Consider the following 19,198-nt stretch of genomic DNA (forward strand, 5'->3'; position numbering starts at 1 on the left):
GCAAAAGTTTAGTCAAAAAAATGAATGTTTTTTATCAAGAAATTCAACAGCTTAGATACTTTTTAACTTGGCACGGCAATTGCATAAAGTTGGTAGGTAATTGTTTAATTTGTTTGGGAAAAAGAAATGAGCAAAATCAATACTCATATGCCAGCCGTGAATACTCTGTATCATCTTGATCAGAACATGCGTGGCATGGAAAAAGCTATGGAACGGATTGCTTCGGGCAAGCGTATCAATAACGCAGGCGATGATGCAGCAGGCGCTGCCATTGTGAACCGGATGACCTCTCAAATACGTGGCCTTGAAAATGCCATAAGAAATGCCGCTGATGCAATTTCAATGTCCCAAACAGCTGAAGGCGCGTTAAATGAGGTTACAGATATACTCCAACGTATGCGTGAATTGTCAGTTCAAGGCGCAAGTGGTTCTTACTCTGGCGCAGACAGACAAAGTTTGAATGCCGAAATTGTTGAACTCCAAAAAGAACTACAAAGAATTGCTGAAACAACATATTTTAATGACACTCTACTTCTAAATGGCACATTTCAAGATACTAATTTCCAAATTGGTCACCAAGATGAGCACTCTCATACCCTGACAATTGAGGATGTAAGGCCAACAGCACTAGGGCAATATGAAATTTTCACATCACAGACAGGTTTTTCTGCTGCTGAGCCAGTAACTTCCACAACTGCTTTTGGTTCTAATTCAAGCAGAATTGCAGATGCTGAAAACATAACTATTTATGGACATGTCGGCTCAACAACAATTGATATCAAAGCTGGTCAATCTGCAAAAAGCATAGCAGAAACCGTTACAGCTACATTCGATGAAACTGGTGTTAAGGCCAATGCTGAGACACGCGTTAGGTTATCATTGAATAAAATTACTGCTGCAATGAGTGGTACAATGACCTTCAAGCTGCTTGGCATGAATTCTGTTGCTGAGGATGTGACTGCAATTGTTGATTTTGGTTCAACTACTACTATTTCAAACTTAACTGAGCTAAGAAACTCTATCAATGCAAAGACTGGCAAGACTGGTATACACGCCACAATCTCTAACGATTTAGAGTCAATAGACCTATTCTCACCTGATGGATATACAATAGGTATTAATGAATTTGATATAGTAACAGTTGGTGATGGTGTCGCTCACCCTTCATTAAGTGTGCAGGCACTGGACAAAGATCTTAATGTTGTAGGCGCTCCGGCAGTTGTTGGTGACAAAAGTTCACAAGAAACTAGAATGGTCATCACCCTGAGTGATCCATTAGCATATACCGGAACAGATGATGCTGAAATTATGGGTGTAACTGTAGACTTAAGCGGAAATACGAGTTTAGAAGATACTATTGCTTCAATTAATACTGCGATGGCGGCTGCTGGTTTAGATGTTTTTGCCTCTAATGATGGATCAGACCCTGCAAACCTATTAATTCGATCTTTATCGGGTGCGAATATTACTGCGAATGATGGTGCTACTGGGAACCTCTTTGATACAGTTAAAGATGGCGGAGGAAATGCATTAACAGCCGCTTCAAACGTGTTTACAGCAACTGCTAAAACAGCTTCAAATGATAGCTGTCAGGTTGCAGGTGTCATTAAATTTACATCTTCACAAATATTTTCAGTTCACACAGCCACACCTATTAGTAGTGCTGGCGTTGGAAATGCCGGACTATTTATTGACTCTCCAGGTGCCGCAAGCATTAATAAGCTCTCTGATGGTGATATTTTAACAATCAGAAATGCTCAAGACTTTTTGGGTGTAATTGATGCCTCCTTAAAACGTATCGACGCTGAAAGAGGAGATCTTGGCGCAACAATCAATCGGATGGAATATACAATTAACAACCTTTCGAATGTTGTTATGAATAGTAAGGCCGCCAAAAGCCGCATTTACGATTCAGATATTGCCCAAGAAACCTCAAATTTAACTAAATCACAAATTCTTCAGCAAGCTGCTCAGGCGATGCTCGCGCAAGCTAATTCTACAGCTCAAAACATCTTGAGCCTGCTTAGAAACTAAATCAGTTTTCCCTCCAAACTGATAAAACCCCGACTTAAAAGTCGGGGTTTTTTTATGGCTAACGTTAATTTTGTAATATAAATTTCTAACTTTATCTTAAATAATCAAAGAGGCTTTGCTGGCCAATTTTTGCAAAGGCTTGTTGTGAGGCATCTCTATTTAGCAATAGAGTTTGCAACCTAGTCACAAGTGCCGCTAAGTCAGCATCTCCTAATTCAGAGACTTCCTCTGAAACGGAAATTTTTCTTTCGCCTAAGACACTGATCTGTTGGTCAGCTTTATTTAATTGAGATCCAATCAAGGCCTGCTGATTGCTAATGTGATTTATGGCACTGTTTATATCGCTAGTGATATTTGATAAGAGCAAATCATCGTCAGTTAGCCTTCTAGCTACCCCAACTTGTTGCCCCTCTCCATCAATACTATAAAAGTCAATAAAAGCTGACATATGATCACTTGAGGTTTCAATATTCTCAATTTCCATGTCGTCAAACCTTATGTTCTTATTTCCCGCATCAGTAAGTCTAACTCTATCTTTTGTAGCATCATATACAGCCGTAATACCGGTCTTGTTGGTATCAGCATTAATTGCATTTACCAAATCTGTGTGCTTACCTTCAGCCATACTAGTTGTAATTCTTGTCGTGCCAGCTGAACCGGTTAATGAAAAAGTAATTTCCAGCGGGTCTCTCGGCAGACTAAATTCTAATTCAGCAACACCTGTGGCATTACCCTCAGTATTCAAAATACTCCCATTAAGTATAGCCCGCTTCATGCCTTCAAGCATTGTGAAGATACTTTTCGGACCGCCATCGGTTTGAACTCTGCCAAATACACTCTCACCGTCTAGGCCGTTTAGGACTTGCATATTTTCTGAAACCTGAAGATAGGTTTGCCCCCTATCGCCATTATAATTAATTTGACCATCTTTAGTGAGTTCAAAGGCTTTTTTATCTGTTTTATAACCAGAAAAGATACTTTGCCCCTGAGCATCTTGAGTATTTGCAATTTCAACCATATGTATAATTAGTTGTTCGGCTTCCATGGCAATTGCTTCCCGCTCACCAGGGCCGTAGGAACCATTAGCAGCCTGAACTGCTAATTCTCCTATTCTTGTAATGGTATTTATTGATTGAGTGAGTGCATTCTCTGCCATGTTTAATCTTCTGTAGGCTGCATCCGCATTTTTCTCAAAACGATCAAGAATATTTTTTTGCTCTTTGGCAGCAGATAATTTTACTGCCGTAACGGGATCGTCAGATGCACGAACAATGTTTCGCCCACTGGCAATTCTTTCTTGAACTTTTTGAATTTCTTTGTTCATTTTACCAAAGGTGTCGATTTGGTTTTGATTGAAATATTTTGTACTTACCTTCATGACTAAACCTTGAAAACTAAATTAAATAACATCCAATAATGAGTTAAACATTTCACGCGCAGTAGATAATATTCTTGCTGAGGCCTGATAAGCCTGTTGAAATTCCATAAGGGATGCGGCTTCTTCATCTAGGTTTACCCCAGAATAAGATAGCTCGCCCTCTATTGCAGCATCGCGCATACCTTCAGCAGCATTTTTAGTAATTTCAGATGACCGAACAGAGGAGCCCACACTGGTGACAATCTCAGAGAATATATCTTTGAAACTTCCAGAGTTTGAATTGATAAGATTCTTCTCCTGCAATCTAATAATTGCATCAATATTCCTTGCATCACCAATGCCTTCGGCATTACTTTCCAAGAAAAATAAATCTCCAAACTCTGGTTCACCCGAAAAATTAATTTCATAACCTGCTGCAATTGCCTGCCCTTGTCTGTTTAGAACGCGGGAAGCAATTGAGTGCCCTGTGGATGTATCAAGTATTTCAATGCTCTGCCCATCTTCGCTTGTCACTTCAACACTAAGGGGTTCAAAATCATCTAATGGAGGTGCTAAATCATATGAAGCTGAGATACTCCTAGCACCCGCTCCATTGATGATCACTATTAAGTCTTCATTAGGAAGATTACTCATAGTCATTGATTTTTCGGCAATGCTTGTCGCATTTGCTGTCATTTCAACCATATTGCCAAGACTTGAGGTGACTTGAATTTTATCAGCTAGGAGTTTCAGACCATATTCTGATACTGGAAAACCAAAACTCTTAAGTGAATTATTTGTTGGAAAATTTATAGGACCAGTTGCAAGAGTGTGTTCTAAAGTTAATCGTCCAGTAGTGCCAGATGTAATATTAAAGGAAGCAGAAAACCCTGTGGTGCTTGGTGTGTGTGAAATAGACCCATCTGCTGCCAAATTAACTGCTATTGTTACTCCGTTAAAGTCAACATTAAAACTTCCATTATTTGTTGCAGCGTTAATTGGTTGGCCTGTAAATTTTGTAGTAGCGACCGCAAGATTTGAAATACCAAAACGACCAGCTGCCGTCGAATTCCCTGTAACAGTGCTATCGGAGACTAAAGTAATGGCTGATGCTTGGAGTGAACCACCACCAATAATGTTGAGGTGATTATTACTATCATAAAATGCTAAAACCCTACCAGTCTCTCCACCAATAACATCAATCTCACCTTCATTCATAACTAGAGTGTATTGATCTCCGTCAAATTCAATAACCACTTTGTCACCAGTTTCGGGTCTTGATGAAACAGCAACTGCAGTATTATTTGACAAAGAAATAGAGGTGCCTTGTGAGCGTATGTCTTTAATTAGGGCTTCAGCCACTGTTTTTGAATTTAGAGTGGCTAATTGTGAAGAATTTACACTTGCAGAATATTGTTGACTGTTTGCCTCTGATGGAAGTGTTAATGAATACGTTGCGGAAGCAGCAAATGCGCGTTTATCTGTTCCGCCAAAATTACTATCGACCTCATCATTAGCTAGAAAAGTAAAAGTCTTAACATCGCCATAATTTGAACTCTCAACTTCAACTAATCCGCCATTCATTGGTGAACTTGTAGAGTTTGATGTTACTCCATTGACTGTAAGAGAAAAATCTTCAGATGAATCTATCAGGACCTCACCTGTAAATCGACCAGCATCAACTGTGCCATTAGCATTACTAGAATTAAAGCTTAATAAAGATGAAATGGCTTTCCCTGCATCATGTGATGGGAAAGAGGATATGACCTGCCCATCAAACATTGGACTCGTATCTGACAGAGAAGACACCATAATGTCGTTACCGTCCTCACTAATCAGAGTTATTGCATCATTATTATTATTCGCCTGGGCTATTACTCCCGTTAAATTACTGATATTATTAATTGCATCTACCAGATTTGAAACATTTGTAGGTGACACACTTGCAGAGACTGATAGTGGCTCTTGATTTTCAGACTCTAGGTTAAATGAAACAGTACCTGTTGAATTAAAATTATTTAGACGTACAACAGTCTTAGATTTTGCAACTAATCCAAAGTCATTGAATGTTTCATTAATTTTGTTTGAAACGAAACCAGCTGACGCGCCCGCTGGAATGGATAATGAGGGTGTCGCACCATTAGAAATGCTTGCAGAAATTGAGTAGCTGCTGGTAGGGCTATCAGGTAAGGCTCCATATCCAGCAATAGCGTCAGAACTTGCTCCAAATGGCCCAAGTCGAATAGTTTCCAAACCATCAACATTAGAAATGTTCAAATCCATACCACGATAGGCGTTTGTCTCCTGATTGAGGTAAGAACCGTAATATTTAGCATTTGCGCTGAAACCGTTTTCTTCGCTCAAAAAATTAACAATTTCAGTTTCAGACATAGGCGATCCGGCTATATGCCTACCTTCACGTGTAAATATTTGAATATCTGAGGCGTCCTGCCTATTCGTCACAGACCCACTGATTGTTTTAGAGGAAGTGGTAATGCTGGCAGAAGTAAATGATGCACTTGATGAAGCAATGTTTAAGCTTGAGCTAGTACTACTTGGAAATAATCCTAAATCACCCAAACTAAATCCGGTGTCGCTGGTAACAACCCCTGCAGCTAAAGCTTTTTGAAACTCAGCTTCATCTGTCCAATTGTCTGTTGCACTTGCATTTGAAAACAGCCCACCATAACCAAGGGCAAAATTATGTGTGCCGGCATTAGCACCATCCGCTAAAACAATTTGTAAATTATTAGCATCAACTAAGTCATCTAGGGTTAAGACAATATTAACATTTGGTTGTTGTATGTAAGAATTAATAGAGAAATTTTGAGCACCTGCGGGAATAGATGCAACTACACCATCTCTCAAGAATTCTGTGGCACTAATAGGAATATTACCATTCTCAAAAATGGTGTCCACACTAGGGGGCTGAGCAAAAACTGCTGGTTCAGTTTTATTAATTTCCATAACAGCATCGCTATTATTGAGACTGTTCTGCGTAACAATTGTGGGAGATGCTGCGGCTAACTCTTGAGGTTTTTTTAACAAAAAACTCATATTTTTTGCCGCACCACTAACATTATCAAGGGTTATAGTGTCACCATTCTCTGGCGATCCAAAAATTTTAAAGTCAAAACCATCTGCAGAAATCCTGTTAGATGATGTTGAGAGGCCATTGAAGTTAATTTCTGAATTTGTAACCCAAGTTTGCTTTTCTTCGTTAAAAACGAATTCAACAGAATTAGGCGGGATTAAATCAACATTATCTATATTTAATTCTGCAGAAAGACTGCCTCTGTTTGTTCGACCAAATCCAAATTCTAAATCTGAAAGTGTAAACATTTTGCCACCGGCTTTACCATCAAGAGTAATGCCATTTTCATGAACATTATTTACTTCCCGAGAAAATAAATAAGCCAATGTGTTAATCTGTTTCTCTATTTCCCCAATAAATTCATATGACAAAGTAAAACCTGCAAGAGATCCTTTTGTAATTTGACTTGTAGGTGTAATTGAACCCGCAGAAATAAGTGCAGGCTGGATAGCACCTTGATTTTCTATGATACCCAACTTTCTAGATGTCGCCCCTTCAACAAGCTTAGGTCCGGCAATAGTTCCACCTAAAATTATTGATGCAACGCCTCTTTGATCATAGGTCACAGTCAATTCTACACGTTCTGATATTTCTGATATCAGCTTATCTCTATTGTCTAGAACAGAATTTGGAACTTGCCCGCTTTGTCCAGATGACAATAATCTTTGGTTTACTTTTACAAGTTCATTTACAAGAAGATTTACTGTCTCTGCGGTTTCTTCAGCTTGTGCTTTGGCATCAAATTTTAAACCTTCAACTGTGCTTGCAGTTTGTCTAAAAGCTCCAGCAAGACTAAGCCCTTCTTCAATTGCAACTAATCTGCCAGGAATATCTCCTGGGGCGGTTGCAACTTCCATTAATGCGCCGAAGAAGTTTCCCATAAAATTCCCAAGATCAGAGTCACTGGGTAAAAGAAAATTTTCTAAATCACGTACATTTTCATAAAATACATTTGATTTCTCAAAGTCTGCTTTTGTGGAGTAGACACGGTTAGTCATAAATTCATTAAATGATCGACGGATTTCAGAAACTCGAGCACCTAACCCCACTTGACTAGCAACAGCGGTGAGTCCGCCTTGACTGGCAGATATTTCTTCTATACTGGCCTCACGTCTGTGATAGCCTTCAGTATTAATATTTGCGATATTCTGACCAGTCACCGTCAGAGCCTGACGATAGGCTTGAACACCACTTTTACCAATATCAAATAGGCTGGCCATGGACTATTCCTCGCCTCCTACATGATCCTTAAATTGCTTATAAAGCGCCTCGGCTATACCCAAGCCAGTTTTTTGCGACATAAGCTTGGAATATTCTTGATCCAACATTGACTGAAAAGTGTCAGAAGCCTGATTTGAAAAAAGTGTATCTGCTAATTCTGTTTTCCTAGCTTCTTTCAAATACATATCAACAAAGATAGCCTCAAATTGCTCAGCAACTTGCTTCAAATCCTCTTTTGATTTGTTATTGCTTTGCCCCAGCATCATGCTGGTTTGCAAGTCAATTGCTGTTGGCTTAATATCCATATTAGCCCCTAAATCACAATTAACTCTGCCCGAAGAGCGCCTGCTTGCCTTAAAGCTTCAAGAATCGCAACCAAGTCCGCAGGGCTAGCCCCTACTGCATTTATAGACTCAACAATACTCGAAAGATCGACACCTGGATTAAACACAAAGGCAGGATTATTTTCTTGCTCAACGGTTAATTCAGTATCTTCCTCAATAACTGGCTCACCTGCCACTGCTGCAGCCTGATTTTCATTGAGCACAACATTCTGGACAGCAGTAACATTCTGTGACTCATCAACCTTTACAGTAAGAGAACCATGAGAAACTGCAGCAGGTGTTACTCTGACATCCCCGTTAATTACTACTGTTCCTGTGCGGGCGTTTACAATTACTTTTGCTGCTGGACGAGCGGGATCAACTTCAATGTTTTCCAGCATACTTAAAAAGGAAACTCTCTGTGCTGGATCAACTGGAGCACGAACTTTAACAGATGTGTGGTCAAGAGGAACTGCCACCAATTCGTTAACAAATTCATTGATTGCATCTGCAACATTCATTGCGGTGCTGAAATCGCCTTGATGCAAATTTAAAACTATATCTTGATTAGCTAGTAAGGGACTTTCTACAAGTCGTTCAACCGTCGCCCCGCCAGGTATGCGACCCACTGTAGGAACATTCACAATAAGTTGGGACCCGTCATTACCCTCAACACCGAGACCCCCCACCAGAAGATTGCCCTGCGCAATAGCATAAACCTGACCATCAGCACCCAACATTGGCGTCATGAGTAGGGTCCCGCCGCGCAAAGACTTAGCCTCGCCCAATGTAGAGACTGTGACATCTAATCCCTGCCCGGGTTTTGAAAATGGCCTTAGATCTGCAGTCACCATTACAGAAGCAACATTTTTTCCTTTGATTCCAGATGTAGGTACTGACTGACCAAACTGGGAGACCATTGATTGTATTGTTTGTAAAGTTAGCAGTGTATTACCATCACCTGATCCATTAAGACCCACAACGAGCCCGTAACCAACAAGTTGGTTTCCACGCACGCCTGCAACCTCAGTAATATCCTTCAAACGATCGGCATGGGCTGGCAATATTATTACCAATCCCATAATAAATTTTAGCGCCAATAAACGAATAGACAGAAAATTCTGCATCTTATTATTCCTAATTAAAATGGTGAAAATACCCGTAAACCTCTAGTTAACCAGCCCATACGCGCAGAGTCGTGTGTCTGACCGGCACCAGTATAAGTAATCTCTGCATCCACAATTTTTGAAGATTGAATTATGTTATTTGCCGAAATATCTTCTGGACGAATTATTCCACGCAATCTTACATGTTCATTCCCATTATTCAGAGTAAGTTTTTTCTGACCCATTATTTCCATGTTACCGTTATTGAATACGCGGACGACTGTGGCGGAAAGCTGACCTCTCAATGAATTTGATTGAGCGGCAGATCCACTACCGGAAAAAGACTCCCCGGTTTCTAGTTTATATTCAGTGTCTTTGGTAATTTCTGATAAACCAAAAGTGAAAGGGAATGAAAAAGAAAGCTCATCTTCTTTATCAGAGCTAGTGCTCTGGGACTTAGAAGCGGAGAAGGTTTCACTTAATGCAACTGTTACAATATCTCCAATAGACCTAGCTCGTTGGTCTGTTGTAAACAATCCTGTATTAGCTGAGGTTTTAAAAATACTCCCACTGCTAATTGTAGGCGCATTATTTGCAACCACTTCATCATAACGTGGCATGAAATTTTCGGAAATTCTATTTTCTTTATATGTTGAACATCCGCTTACAAACCCAGTTGAAATTAACGAAGTTAAAATCACAAGATATTTAAAATATAAACTTTTTTTGTGAGTCATCTTAAATCCTCAATTTAGAGGTTATTTGAGATGAAGCGGAGCATATCATCAACTGATGTGATCGCTTTCGAGCTAACTTCGTAAGCTCTCTGAGTTTCGATCATATCTACCAATTCTTGCACAACATTTACATTTGAACTTTCAAGTGCGCCTTGGACAAGCTTGCCAAATCCTTGCTCTAGCGGGTTTGAGAGAATTGGCGCACCACTGGCTTCTGTTTCAACTAAAAAATTTTCACCTATTGGCTGTAGACCAGTTAAATTTGAGAAATCTGCAAGAGTGAGCTGCCCAACTTCCTGCGCACCAACCTGACCAGGAACAGTCACAGATACAGTTCCGTTTGATGATACACTTATTGAAGTCGCTTCATCGGGAATCTGAACTTCAGGCTGAACAATATATCCGCTTGAAGTCACCAATGTTCCTTCCGAGTTTCTTGAGAATGCACCGTTACGCGTATATGCAATTCTGTCATCTGGCAAAAGGACTTGGAAGAAACCTGTACCTTCTATAGCCAGATCAAGAGCATTATCTGTCATCATGAGACTGCCCTGCGAATGCATTTTTTCTGTATTGGTAATCTTTACTCCAGTTCCTATTGCGAACGATGAATTTAACCTTGTATTTTCAGAAGTAAGGTCACCAGCGTAACGTCGAACTTGATAGAGCAATGACTCAAAATTAGCACGATCTTTTTTAAAACCTGTTGTATTTACATTAGAGAGGTTGTTGGCAATCACTTGCATTCGGATTTGCTGGGCGTTTAAACCACTTTTAGCAACGTGCATAGCATTGGCAGTCATTGGAAATCTCCTTCAAAATCAGTCTGAAGAATAATTGCAAACCCTGTGCCAAACCATTTTACAGGCGTTTTTTGTTAGAAATTTTAGATTATTTATCTCGGAAGGCGCATTATGGAAGCGCCACTTTCATCAAGCTCTCTAGCTATAGACATTAATCTTACATTTAACTCGTAATGACGCTGCCGGTGAAGCATTTCAACAAGTTCTTCGGTAGGGTTCACATTGCTAGTTTCAAGATACCCTTGCGCAATTTCAGCTAATTGATCCGGCTGAATATCCCTATTGTCAATAAATCTGATATTGCCATCTCCAGACTTTTTCAAATCTTTTACTTCAGCCTGAATTGTTCCTATGAAACCAATCTCGTCTCTTTGTCCAGGCTCACCGTCAAGTGGTTCAATAGTAATTCTTCCATCATTACCTATAACTAACTGTCTGTAGGGAGGGAGAACGATAGGTTGCAAGCCTTGATTTAATATTTTATTGCCTGCCCCATCAACTAAGAATCCGTCTTGATCTACCCTAAAATCACCCCGTCTAGACAATGCTGGTTCATTATTTTCAGGCATCATCAGAAAGTAGCCACTTCCGTTAATGGCAACATCTTTTTCGTTTTCGGTAAAATCTAATCGACCTTGATTATCATCAAATCTATTCTTACCTTCTCTTAAACTAAATGCTCTTGTCTCCAATGACTCAAGAGTTTTAAGGAAACTACTCTCAATCATAGGTGGTTCAATATCCTTGCGAAATCCAGGGACATTAACATTCGCAAGATTATTTGACCTTATGGAACTATCTTCCTTGGAATGCTTAATAGCATTTAAAGATAAATGAAGCAGCCGATCCATTTGCTATCTCTCAGTTACATTCTAATATTAATAATAGATTGTGTAAGGGTAGTTGTAGTTTCAATAGCTTTTGCTGAAGCTTGGAAGTTTCTCTGAGCAGTAATCAAATTAACCAACTCCTCAGTAATATCCACATTGGAACGCTCAAGCGAACCAGATAGAATATTACCAAAGCCCTCAGCACCCGCCTCACCGACCTGAGGTGAGCCAGATACCGCTGTTTCAACATAGGTGGCATTACCAATCTGTTTCAAACCGTTTTGGTTATTAAAGTTTGCAACAACTATCTTACCTAGCGGATTATTTAAACCATTGGTATAGTTAGCGCGGATTGTTCCTGAGGCATCAATCTCCAATCCATCTAGACGACCAGATGTAAAACCATCCTGATCAACAGCAACAACCGAGAAAGGCTGAGCAAACTGTGTTGAAGCCGAGAAATCTATATCAAGTGAGATAGATACACCCTCTTCCTGCTTCTCGTAATGAACTGTATTTTTTGGACTTACGAGTGTACCTGTTTTATCGAATGTTAATTCACCCTCATCAATATAAAGTGGGAAATAACCTTCCACTAAATTAGCTGGTGGTGACTCAACAACCTCGCCTTCTGCATTAACAAATAATGCAACTCCATCTTTGTTAGTAGCTTGCACAAGGTTAAATATTTGTGGAATAGAACCAACACCCAAAGGTACGTCATCAAGACCTAACTTTGTGCTTCCATTCACTTTAATAGTAGAAGTATTACCCCGTGTACCGGTTGTAAATGTAAAGTTATTAGTGTCAGTATTATAAGAGACTGTCACACCACCAACCGTTTCTCCAGTAACTGGATCTTGAATTTGGTTAATCCTTTCTTCAAGAGCTGTGGCAAGAGTTGATCCAACATAAGATCCCCCCGGTACGGTAATAATTCCGCTGATACCGTTCACAGAGACGTTAAAAATATTTTCTCCAATTTGACTGGACAGGGTGAAAACCTCTGAGAGGTTTTCTTGCGCAGTTGTACTTGTCGCAATAGCAGGTAGTGATGCAAGACCTCTACCATTATTGAAAATGATATCAGTTTTAGTGGATCCGACACCCATTAGTTGGTTGTCGCCAGCACCAATTGTTCTTTGTGTCAAATCAAAAGTACCATTAACCACAGTTCCGTCAGTATCAGATATCGCATAACGGCCAATTTGAATATTTGATGCCTTCTGTTCCTCAGATACTCCTAAGGCACCATCTGCCGCAATATTCTCTCCAGTACTTCCACTCGAAAATGTAAATGTCTTAGTGTCACTATTATATTCTACCTGAACACCGTAACGTTTATCGTTAAGCTGTATCTCTTCACCATCCGCGACTAAGGTTTCAGCAGTTAAGACTTCACCACCTCTGATTAGAACAGTAGATGCGTCTTCCTCAGCAGGAATACCCAAGTTATTTGATACATCAGCATTTTCAGCACCGTAAACTTCAAAGGAATTAAAGTTTGGCTCAGTACCTGTACCCAAAGTTGTACGATCTACTTGGAACTGAAGTCTTTGGTTAATTTCATCATAAGCTACTGTTAGTGGTGGATTCTTCTCATCAACCCAATCAGAAGTAATAGTCATAGCAGTAGAATTATTTGCTAATTCGAACCCTAACTGCTGAAGTGAGTCTATGGCATTTCCACCTGCATCTGTTAATGCTAGAATCTCTGTACCAACTTTTATGATACCATTTGCAGCATTACCAGTAACAGTAGTAACTTCAGTGTTTGTATATTTATGTTTAGCAGCAGCAGTTTCACGGATGATTATTTTTTTACTGGAGAAGTTATCCAATGCACCCTCGTATACGTTATCAGCTCCCTCAAAAAATGCTTCAACGGTATTAGACTGATCACTTAACACATGTGCAGTGGTACTGGTTATATTAAAACCAGTGTCTGGGAGACCTAATCCAGTCGTATTAATAGTTATTGAGGTATTGGCAGTAACATTTGAAATTTGGAATGTTCGGCCATTTAAGAAAGATGCATTAGCCTCAGTGAATTTACCCGCTATCTGGATTGTTTCACCAGCAGTTAAACCAGAAGTATTTGCTAAGTTAACAGTTAAAGTATTTTGAGTAGCATCATATTTAATAGTATTTCCATCTCCATCTGCATTTACAACTTTTTTGTCGTCATAAACGTTTAACGAAGGACGTTCACCATAGAAAGAATAAACTAAAAACTTTGCATTAGCAGTTGCGGCCCCGCGACTAGCTGGGCTTACATAACTATCTAAAGTGTTGTGCGTAAGATTAAATATTTGGGTTTGCTCAAGAATATCTGTGATTTGCGCACCCTCTGATCGACCAAATAATTGGCCGGTATTACCAAAGTTAAAAGCGCTCTGATTAGTGGTATTAATTGTATCATTTGAGGCCACGATAAATTCATTCAGAGCACTATTCAATCGAGCCTGCGTGTGGGCTAAGAACTGCTCTTTAGTAAAGTCTGGCGAGGCGCCTGAAAGATCAATATTCTCAATATCAGTAACATATGATGCGGATAGCAAATCGACGGTTATTGCACTTCCTGCAAGTTCTTTCAAACTTGATGTTGTGCCGTCAGAATTCAATCGGCTAAGGTTGATATTAATTTCGTTATCAACATTTTGAACAATTTGAATTTTTTTGTCATCACCATAGGCAGTGTTAATTGCCCGCTCCACCTCTTTAGCGAGATCAGCAGCATTATATGTACCTGGACGAATATCGATACTGACCGGCTGGTCACCATCATCAACATTTAATAATAGGAAGTCTTTACCCCAATAAACATCGTTGGCAGAGCCTGCTTCACGCGTGGCTTTAAACTGCATTGGGTCGGTAACGATTTCAACGAGCTTGTCACCCTCATCACCAAAGTCAAAAGCTGTTGTTTCACTCTGAATTTTGGCTGGCTGACTATCCACTTGCTGTTGTAAATCATCAAGCTTGTAAAGCGCAGAACCTTTACCTTCCAAAAAGTAGTTATCGTCAGGGACTGATGTGGTTTGCGCACCAAATCTATCAATAAAAATTTGATTTGACGCATCATCAACCGCCGGCACGAGATCCGGATTGATAATTGTATCGCCAATCACCAAACGCGTATCGTATTTGTTGGTTGGATCATCCGCAGATGTCGCCTGTGTTTTGATGAAATAAATCGTAGCAATTGTCGGATTACCCAAATCATCAAAGATTGTGATTGATGTTGAGTTTGTGAAAGTATCCGGGTTATCCGGGTTAAAATTATACCCATCAGCAAACTGCGCCTTCTCAGTGACAACATCGGCATCGGCAGGCAAGTTCACCCCAAGAGAAATATTAGCCGTCGCTTGCGGATCACCTGAAGTCACAGGTAGTTGCAACGGCACAGCACTTGTCAAATCTTTCGCAGTAACAGAACCATCCTGGTTAACTGGATAAACCAGCAAGAACTGACCCGCTGAGTCAACAACGTATCTGTCATTGTTAACATTCAGTGAACCGTTACGCGTGTAAACAGTCTGGGCTGATGTAAGAGACGGCTTCAATGAGAAGAAACCTTGTCCGGAAATCGCAAGGTCAAGCGCGTTCAGAGATGAAGCGATGTTACCCTGAGTAAACTGCTGCTTAATCCCTTTAAGAATTGTACCCGAACCAATCGATGAAGAAGCGTTCTGCAATGGTGATGTCGCGAAGATATCACCAAATTCCGCCCGGCTTCGTTTAAAGCCCGTCGTACCGACGTTGGCAATGTTGTTGGAAGTAGCTGAAATATCAGCCTGTGAACCGTTCAAACCTGTCAGAGCTGTATAAAACGACATCTTCTATACTCCGTTACTTATCTAATACTTACTTACGAAACTTAATAACTTCAGCAGCGCTGATGGTTCCGTAATCACGGACATCCAATTGGACACCATCACGACCGTTGCCGGTTGTAGCTGCTAATACATCTGCGAAGACTGAAGGCGAAACAGCCTCAAGCCCGTTTCCGGTGTCTGCATAGGCTTCAACACGAATAGCGTCGCCTGACTCCAGAATCTCACTTGGAATATCCAACCAGCTGAAACCAACCAGACCCCGCGGCTGCGCACCCATATCAACCTGATGCAGAATTTCACCCTGCTCATTGGTAAATCTGATATTTGACGTTGAAGCGCTTGACGGCAGATCAACCACACCATGGATTTCACCATTTTCATCTGGACGCGCCAAGTTACCAGGAACAAGAACTGAATGACCAAGAAGATTAGAAGCGGTTGCAATTCTGAATTCTTGTAATTGATCAGACATGCCTTTCAGCGTTTCACCCATATCAGTGATACCTGTAACGGTTGAGAACTGAGCCATTTGAGCAATAAAATCGGCATTATCCATCGGCGCAAAAGGATCCTGATTTTGAAGCTGAGTTGTCATCAGTTTCAGGAAATCAGCCTGCCCGAGTTGATCGCGGCGCTTGGTTGTCGCTTCCTCTTGCTTGTTCACCCCTAATTTATCAAGGATGGCATTGAGGGATTGATTGCTGTCAATTGTACTCATGATTTACCTGCTTACTTTCCTAAATTAACCGTTTGCATCATCAAGGCCTTGATGGTTGTGATGACTTCAACATTATTCTGGTACTGTCTATTGGCTTCCATCATGTCGACCATTTCCTCTTCTTGAGAAACGGCGGCAACATAAACAAATCCATTTTCATCTGATTTTGGATGTGACGGCATGTAAACCGCCTCCGGCTCACGCTCAAGCTGAACAATTTCGGTTACACCAGTGGTTGCGACCCCATTACGTTTGAAGTTCTCAGAATATTCAGTTTCAAAAACTGGGCGAATAGCTTTGTAAGCTGCCTCTCTCGAACCTTCCATGGAACCGGCATTGGCCAGATTACTAGCAATTGTATTAAGACGAACAAGCTGAGCGGACATGGCGCGACCAGAAATATCAAAAATGTTCTTCAAATCACTCATCATTCACCTCTAATCGCGGACATCAGTCCTTTAATGCGCCCATCAAGAAAATTAAGCGTGGTTTGATAACGTGTCGCGTTTTCTGAGAATTGAAGCTGTTCAACCGCAAGCTCAACGGTATTACCATCAAGTGAAGGGTTAATAGGTGAACGATACAGAGCTTGTCCTGTTGAATATGGGGCTGCAAATGGGATATGATCACCATGAGTGGTCTCAAGAGGACCGTCTCGCAAATGTTTACGGATTTCAGTGTCAAAATTAATGTCCCGAGCTTTAAAATTTGGCGTTGCGGCATTAGCAATATTCGACGCAATCATCTCATTGCGACGTCCGCGCAGAGACAGGGCTGAGGCATAAATATTGAGATATTCTTTAATATCGTCCATTTCCGTTACGTTTCTCACTAGGGCATGAAATCATGCAGTTACAAGTTCCGTTGGTCTGAAAATTGCAATTCCTATGCCAAGTGCCTTTTAGGAGTTAAAAATGGAAAACTTTGATGTAGAGTTATCAGATAACAAGTCGAAAATGACTTTGCTTTCACCTGAAATTGTCGAAATACGCAATAAAATCGTCGATAAACTTGAAGGCAAGTCCTTAAAAGACATTCGCTCGAACATAAAAGACTTTTTAGACAATGAGAAAAAGGAAGAAACACGTCTCGCGGCTCTGGCTGCACGCATTGTTTTGCTCAGAAGGTTTATTTCAGAACTAACTGAAAGTCAGGAATTACTCGAAAAAGAAGAAATGGATAAACTTGAGAATGAGATTTTTGACAATGATGACAACTTTGAAGATGACAATGAAAGTGATGATTTCGAGGGTGACATAAATTGGAAACGCCTAAGAATCATAGAAGATTGTGAAGTTAATGGTGTTCGCTTCCCCGCAGGCATTCAAATTGATGTGAAACTTATAGATGCCGAGCGTTTGCTGGAAGCAGGACAGGCAGAAATGTTAGAAAAGCCAGTTAACCCTGTTGAAGCAGAAACAGAAGAAGCTGAGACAGAAGATGAAGCTGAGACAGAAGAAGCTGAAACTGAGGAAGAAACAGCTGATGACACCTCTAAAACACTTGAAGAAGACACTGATGATACAGAAGCTGAAGTTGTTGAGGGAGAGGATGATGCAGAACCAACTGAAGAAGAAGATGACACCTCTGATTCAGATGCAGCCGCGTCTGGAGATGAAGAGAGCGACTAGACCTCACATCGCCTTTCTGGTGCTGGCAAGTTTTCTTGTCGCTTCCTGTGATGGGCTTTCAAGATTCAAACATCTCAGCTTCACCTGCATGGAAAACCGATTGGGTATTAAAACCATCGAACTTTACGTCCGGTCGATAGATAAACGTGTTGTTGTTTCCGATAAAAACGGCACGAGGGAAATTAACCCAATTTCTCTCTCGGATGATATGCTGGAAGCTGGCGATCAAGAATTAAAAATTCTGATTAATCTGGAAACAGCTAAAGTACAAGCCATGACCAATGATTTGTTTTACACGCTGAGTTGCGGCAAACAAGAATTTGAAATGTAAAACAGAAATTATTCCGTATTCGGCCCGTGAAACCTGACAATCGTATCCGCTTGCTCGGCTGAAAGTCCGGTACCTTCAACAATCTCTGCACGTTTAGAACCGCGTTGCGCCATCGCGATTGCCTTACTGATTTGCTCCTGCTGCTGAAACGTATCCGCCATGCGGGTAAATTCGCTTTCAACATTTTTCATCCGACGAGATAAATCGGCAAGATCTGTCGGGATTCTATGTAAATCGTTAATCTCTTGATTTTTTGTGACAAATTCTTGTTTCAAATCAGACAAAAGAGCAATCATGGCCTGAAGCTTCTCATTGGCTTGATCATTAATACGATACACATCATCAATATTCCTCCGCATAGTTCTTGATTGCTGCCAGAGAGCCAAAATGGCAAAAACAAAGAAAAATAGTGCTGCAATCTGAAGCAGAAAGGCTATGCCGGTCGGTGATATGATAAAATCTGACAAATTACTTTAACCAAATCCCTAAAAGTCTAATCTTGACGCTGAACATCGAGTTTATCAACCCACTCGGCCATTTCCTTGCCCAAAGAATTCACCCAAGCCAGTCGAGATTGAGCCATAATCTCAATTTTTTCAAGTCGTATTAAATTATCTTTGAGCCGGGTGATTTGATCTTCCGTTAAATTTACTTCACCGCCGCTAATAGCAGCTATTTGTAGAGGAAGGTGTTCATCCAAAACTTTTCCAAGTTCCTTAATAGAATTTTCAATTTCAGAATGGTCTATCTGGGAGGTTTCAGAAGATGAGGGAGATGAATTTGAAACAGAGATAAGTATACCTTCGAGGCTACGCTCGAAAGCTGATAAAAAATCGTCAAAATGAATACGCGGGTTCATAAGCTAGGTATACCTAACTTTTTAACTCCACGTAAGCATCTAATAATGCATCGGAAACACGATCTATATCGATAGGGTATTCACCCTTAGATATAGCAGTTTTAATCCGTTCGACAGCCTCAAAGTCAACTGGAGGCTCTTTAGATAGGTTCGAAAGATCTGAAACCTTAACAGAAGCCTCTTGACCAGGGGAGGTTACACGTCCCGAAGCAGAAGTTTTCGCTTCTGTTTCTGTTGACGCTTTCTGAACCACGGATTTATTTTGTGGATCGATGCGACTGACCAAGTTTTTAACTGAATCAACCATTGTTAATC

The 19,198-nt window shown here is 40.5% G+C and carries 17 protein-coding genes; 3 read left to right on the plus strand and 14 right to left on the minus strand.

Annotated features, from left to right (window positions below):
- Positions 1-126: 126 nt before the first annotated feature.
- Positions 127-2,034: a flagellin N-terminal helical domain-containing protein gene (locus tag RS24_RS05490; RefSeq protein ID WP_021777199.1), complete on the plus strand. Its 1,908-nt coding sequence runs from the start codon at positions 127-129 to the stop codon at positions 2,032-2,034.
- Between the two features lie 91 nt (positions 2,035-2,125).
- On the opposite strand, the gene flgL is transcribed toward RS24_RS05490, so the two are convergent.
- From flgL to flgB, 11 genes are all read right to left on the minus strand, one after another.
- On the minus strand, positions 2,126-3,412 hold the full coding sequence (flgL, locus tag RS24_RS05495) for a flagellar hook-associated protein FlgL (protein WP_021777200.1): 1,287 nt from the start codon (positions 3,410-3,412) through the stop codon (positions 2,126-2,128).
- Between the two features lie 21 nt (positions 3,413-3,433).
- A complete protein-coding gene (gene flgK, locus RS24_RS05500; protein WP_021777201.1) occupies positions 3,434-7,705 on the minus strand; it encodes a flagellar hook-associated protein FlgK in 4,272 nt (1,423 codons plus the stop codon).
- Between the two features lie 3 nt (positions 7,706-7,708).
- Positions 7,709-8,011: a rod-binding protein gene (locus tag RS24_RS05505; RefSeq protein WP_021777202.1), complete on the minus strand. Its 303-nt coding sequence runs from the start codon at positions 8,009-8,011 to the stop codon at positions 7,709-7,711.
- Positions 8,012-8,019: 8 nt separating this feature from the next.
- Positions 8,020-9,111 (minus strand): flagellar basal body P-ring protein FlgI, encoded by a 1,092-nt coding sequence (locus tag RS24_RS05510; protein WP_038300855.1) that lies wholly within the window; start codon positions 9,109-9,111, stop codon positions 8,020-8,022.
- 59 nt (positions 9,112-9,170) lie between these two features.
- Positions 9,171-9,872 carry a flagellar basal body L-ring protein FlgH gene (locus tag RS24_RS05515; protein ID WP_021777204.1) on the minus strand — a complete coding sequence of 234 codons (702 nt, stop codon included), beginning with the start codon at positions 9,870-9,872 and terminating at the stop codon, positions 9,171-9,173.
- Positions 9,873-9,886: 14 nt separating this feature from the next.
- On the minus strand, positions 9,887-10,675 hold the full coding sequence (gene flgG, locus RS24_RS05520) for a flagellar basal-body rod protein FlgG (RefSeq protein ID WP_021777205.1): 789 nt from the start codon (positions 10,673-10,675) through the stop codon (positions 9,887-9,889).
- A 92-nt stretch (positions 10,676-10,767) separates the two neighbouring features.
- Positions 10,768-11,526 carry a flagellar basal body rod protein FlgF gene (locus RS24_RS05525; RefSeq protein WP_021777206.1) on the minus strand — a complete coding sequence of 253 codons (759 nt, stop codon included), beginning with the start codon at positions 11,524-11,526 and terminating at the stop codon, positions 10,768-10,770.
- A 14-nt stretch (positions 11,527-11,540) separates the two neighbouring features.
- A complete protein-coding gene (locus RS24_RS05530) occupies positions 11,541-15,344 on the minus strand; it encodes a flagellar hook-basal body complex protein (protein WP_021777207.1) in 3,804 nt (1,267 codons plus the stop codon).
- Between the two features lie 28 nt (positions 15,345-15,372).
- Positions 15,373-16,062 (minus strand): flagellar hook assembly protein FlgD, encoded by a 690-nt coding sequence (locus RS24_RS05535; RefSeq protein ID WP_021777208.1) that lies wholly within the window; start codon positions 16,060-16,062, stop codon positions 15,373-15,375.
- Positions 16,063-16,073: 11 nt separating this feature from the next.
- Entirely contained in the window at positions 16,074-16,490 is a 417-nt protein-coding gene (flgC, locus tag RS24_RS05540; protein ID WP_021777209.1) for a flagellar basal body rod protein FlgC, read from the minus strand.
- On the minus strand, positions 16,490-16,876 hold the full coding sequence (gene flgB, locus RS24_RS05545) for a flagellar basal body rod protein FlgB (RefSeq protein ID WP_021777210.1): 387 nt from the start codon (positions 16,874-16,876) through the stop codon (positions 16,490-16,492). Before flgB ends, flgC begins: the two co-directional genes overlap by 1 nt.
- Positions 16,877-16,976: 100 nt before the next feature.
- Between flgB and RS24_RS09755 the strand changes: the two genes are divergently transcribed.
- Positions 16,977-17,693 (plus strand): hypothetical protein, encoded by a 717-nt coding sequence (locus tag RS24_RS09755; protein WP_021777211.1) that lies wholly within the window; start codon positions 16,977-16,979, stop codon positions 17,691-17,693.
- A complete protein-coding gene (locus tag RS24_RS05555) occupies positions 17,641-18,024 on the plus strand; it encodes a hypothetical protein (RefSeq protein WP_157833787.1) in 384 nt (127 codons plus the stop codon). Before RS24_RS09755 ends, RS24_RS05555 begins: the two co-directional genes overlap by 53 nt.
- An 8-nt stretch (positions 18,025-18,032) precedes the next feature.
- On the opposite strand, the gene RS24_RS05560 is transcribed toward RS24_RS05555, so the two are convergent.
- From RS24_RS05560 to flgM, 3 genes are read right to left on the minus strand one after another with little or no spacing between them, the layout of a single operon-like run.
- The gene (locus RS24_RS05560) at positions 18,033-18,491 is read right to left on the minus strand and encodes a DUF2802 domain-containing protein (protein WP_021777213.1); all 459 of its coding nucleotides are present in this window, start codon (positions 18,489-18,491) and stop codon (positions 18,033-18,035) included.
- Positions 18,492-18,517: 26 nt separating this feature from the next.
- The gene (locus tag RS24_RS05565) at positions 18,518-18,883 is read right to left on the minus strand and encodes a hypothetical protein (RefSeq protein WP_021777214.1); all 366 of its coding nucleotides are present in this window, start codon (positions 18,881-18,883) and stop codon (positions 18,518-18,520) included.
- Positions 18,884-18,896: 13 nt separating this feature from the next.
- A complete protein-coding gene (gene flgM, locus RS24_RS05570) occupies positions 18,897-19,190 on the minus strand; it encodes a flagellar biosynthesis anti-sigma factor FlgM (protein ID WP_021777215.1) in 294 nt (97 codons plus the stop codon).
- Positions 19,191-19,198: the final 8 nt, after the last annotated feature.

Origin of the sequence: Candidatus Micropelagos thuwalensis, from assembly GCF_000469155.1 — a bacterium.
GTDB classification, from domain to species: domain Bacteria; phylum Pseudomonadota; class Alphaproteobacteria; order RS24; family RS24; genus Micropelagius; species Micropelagius thuwalensis.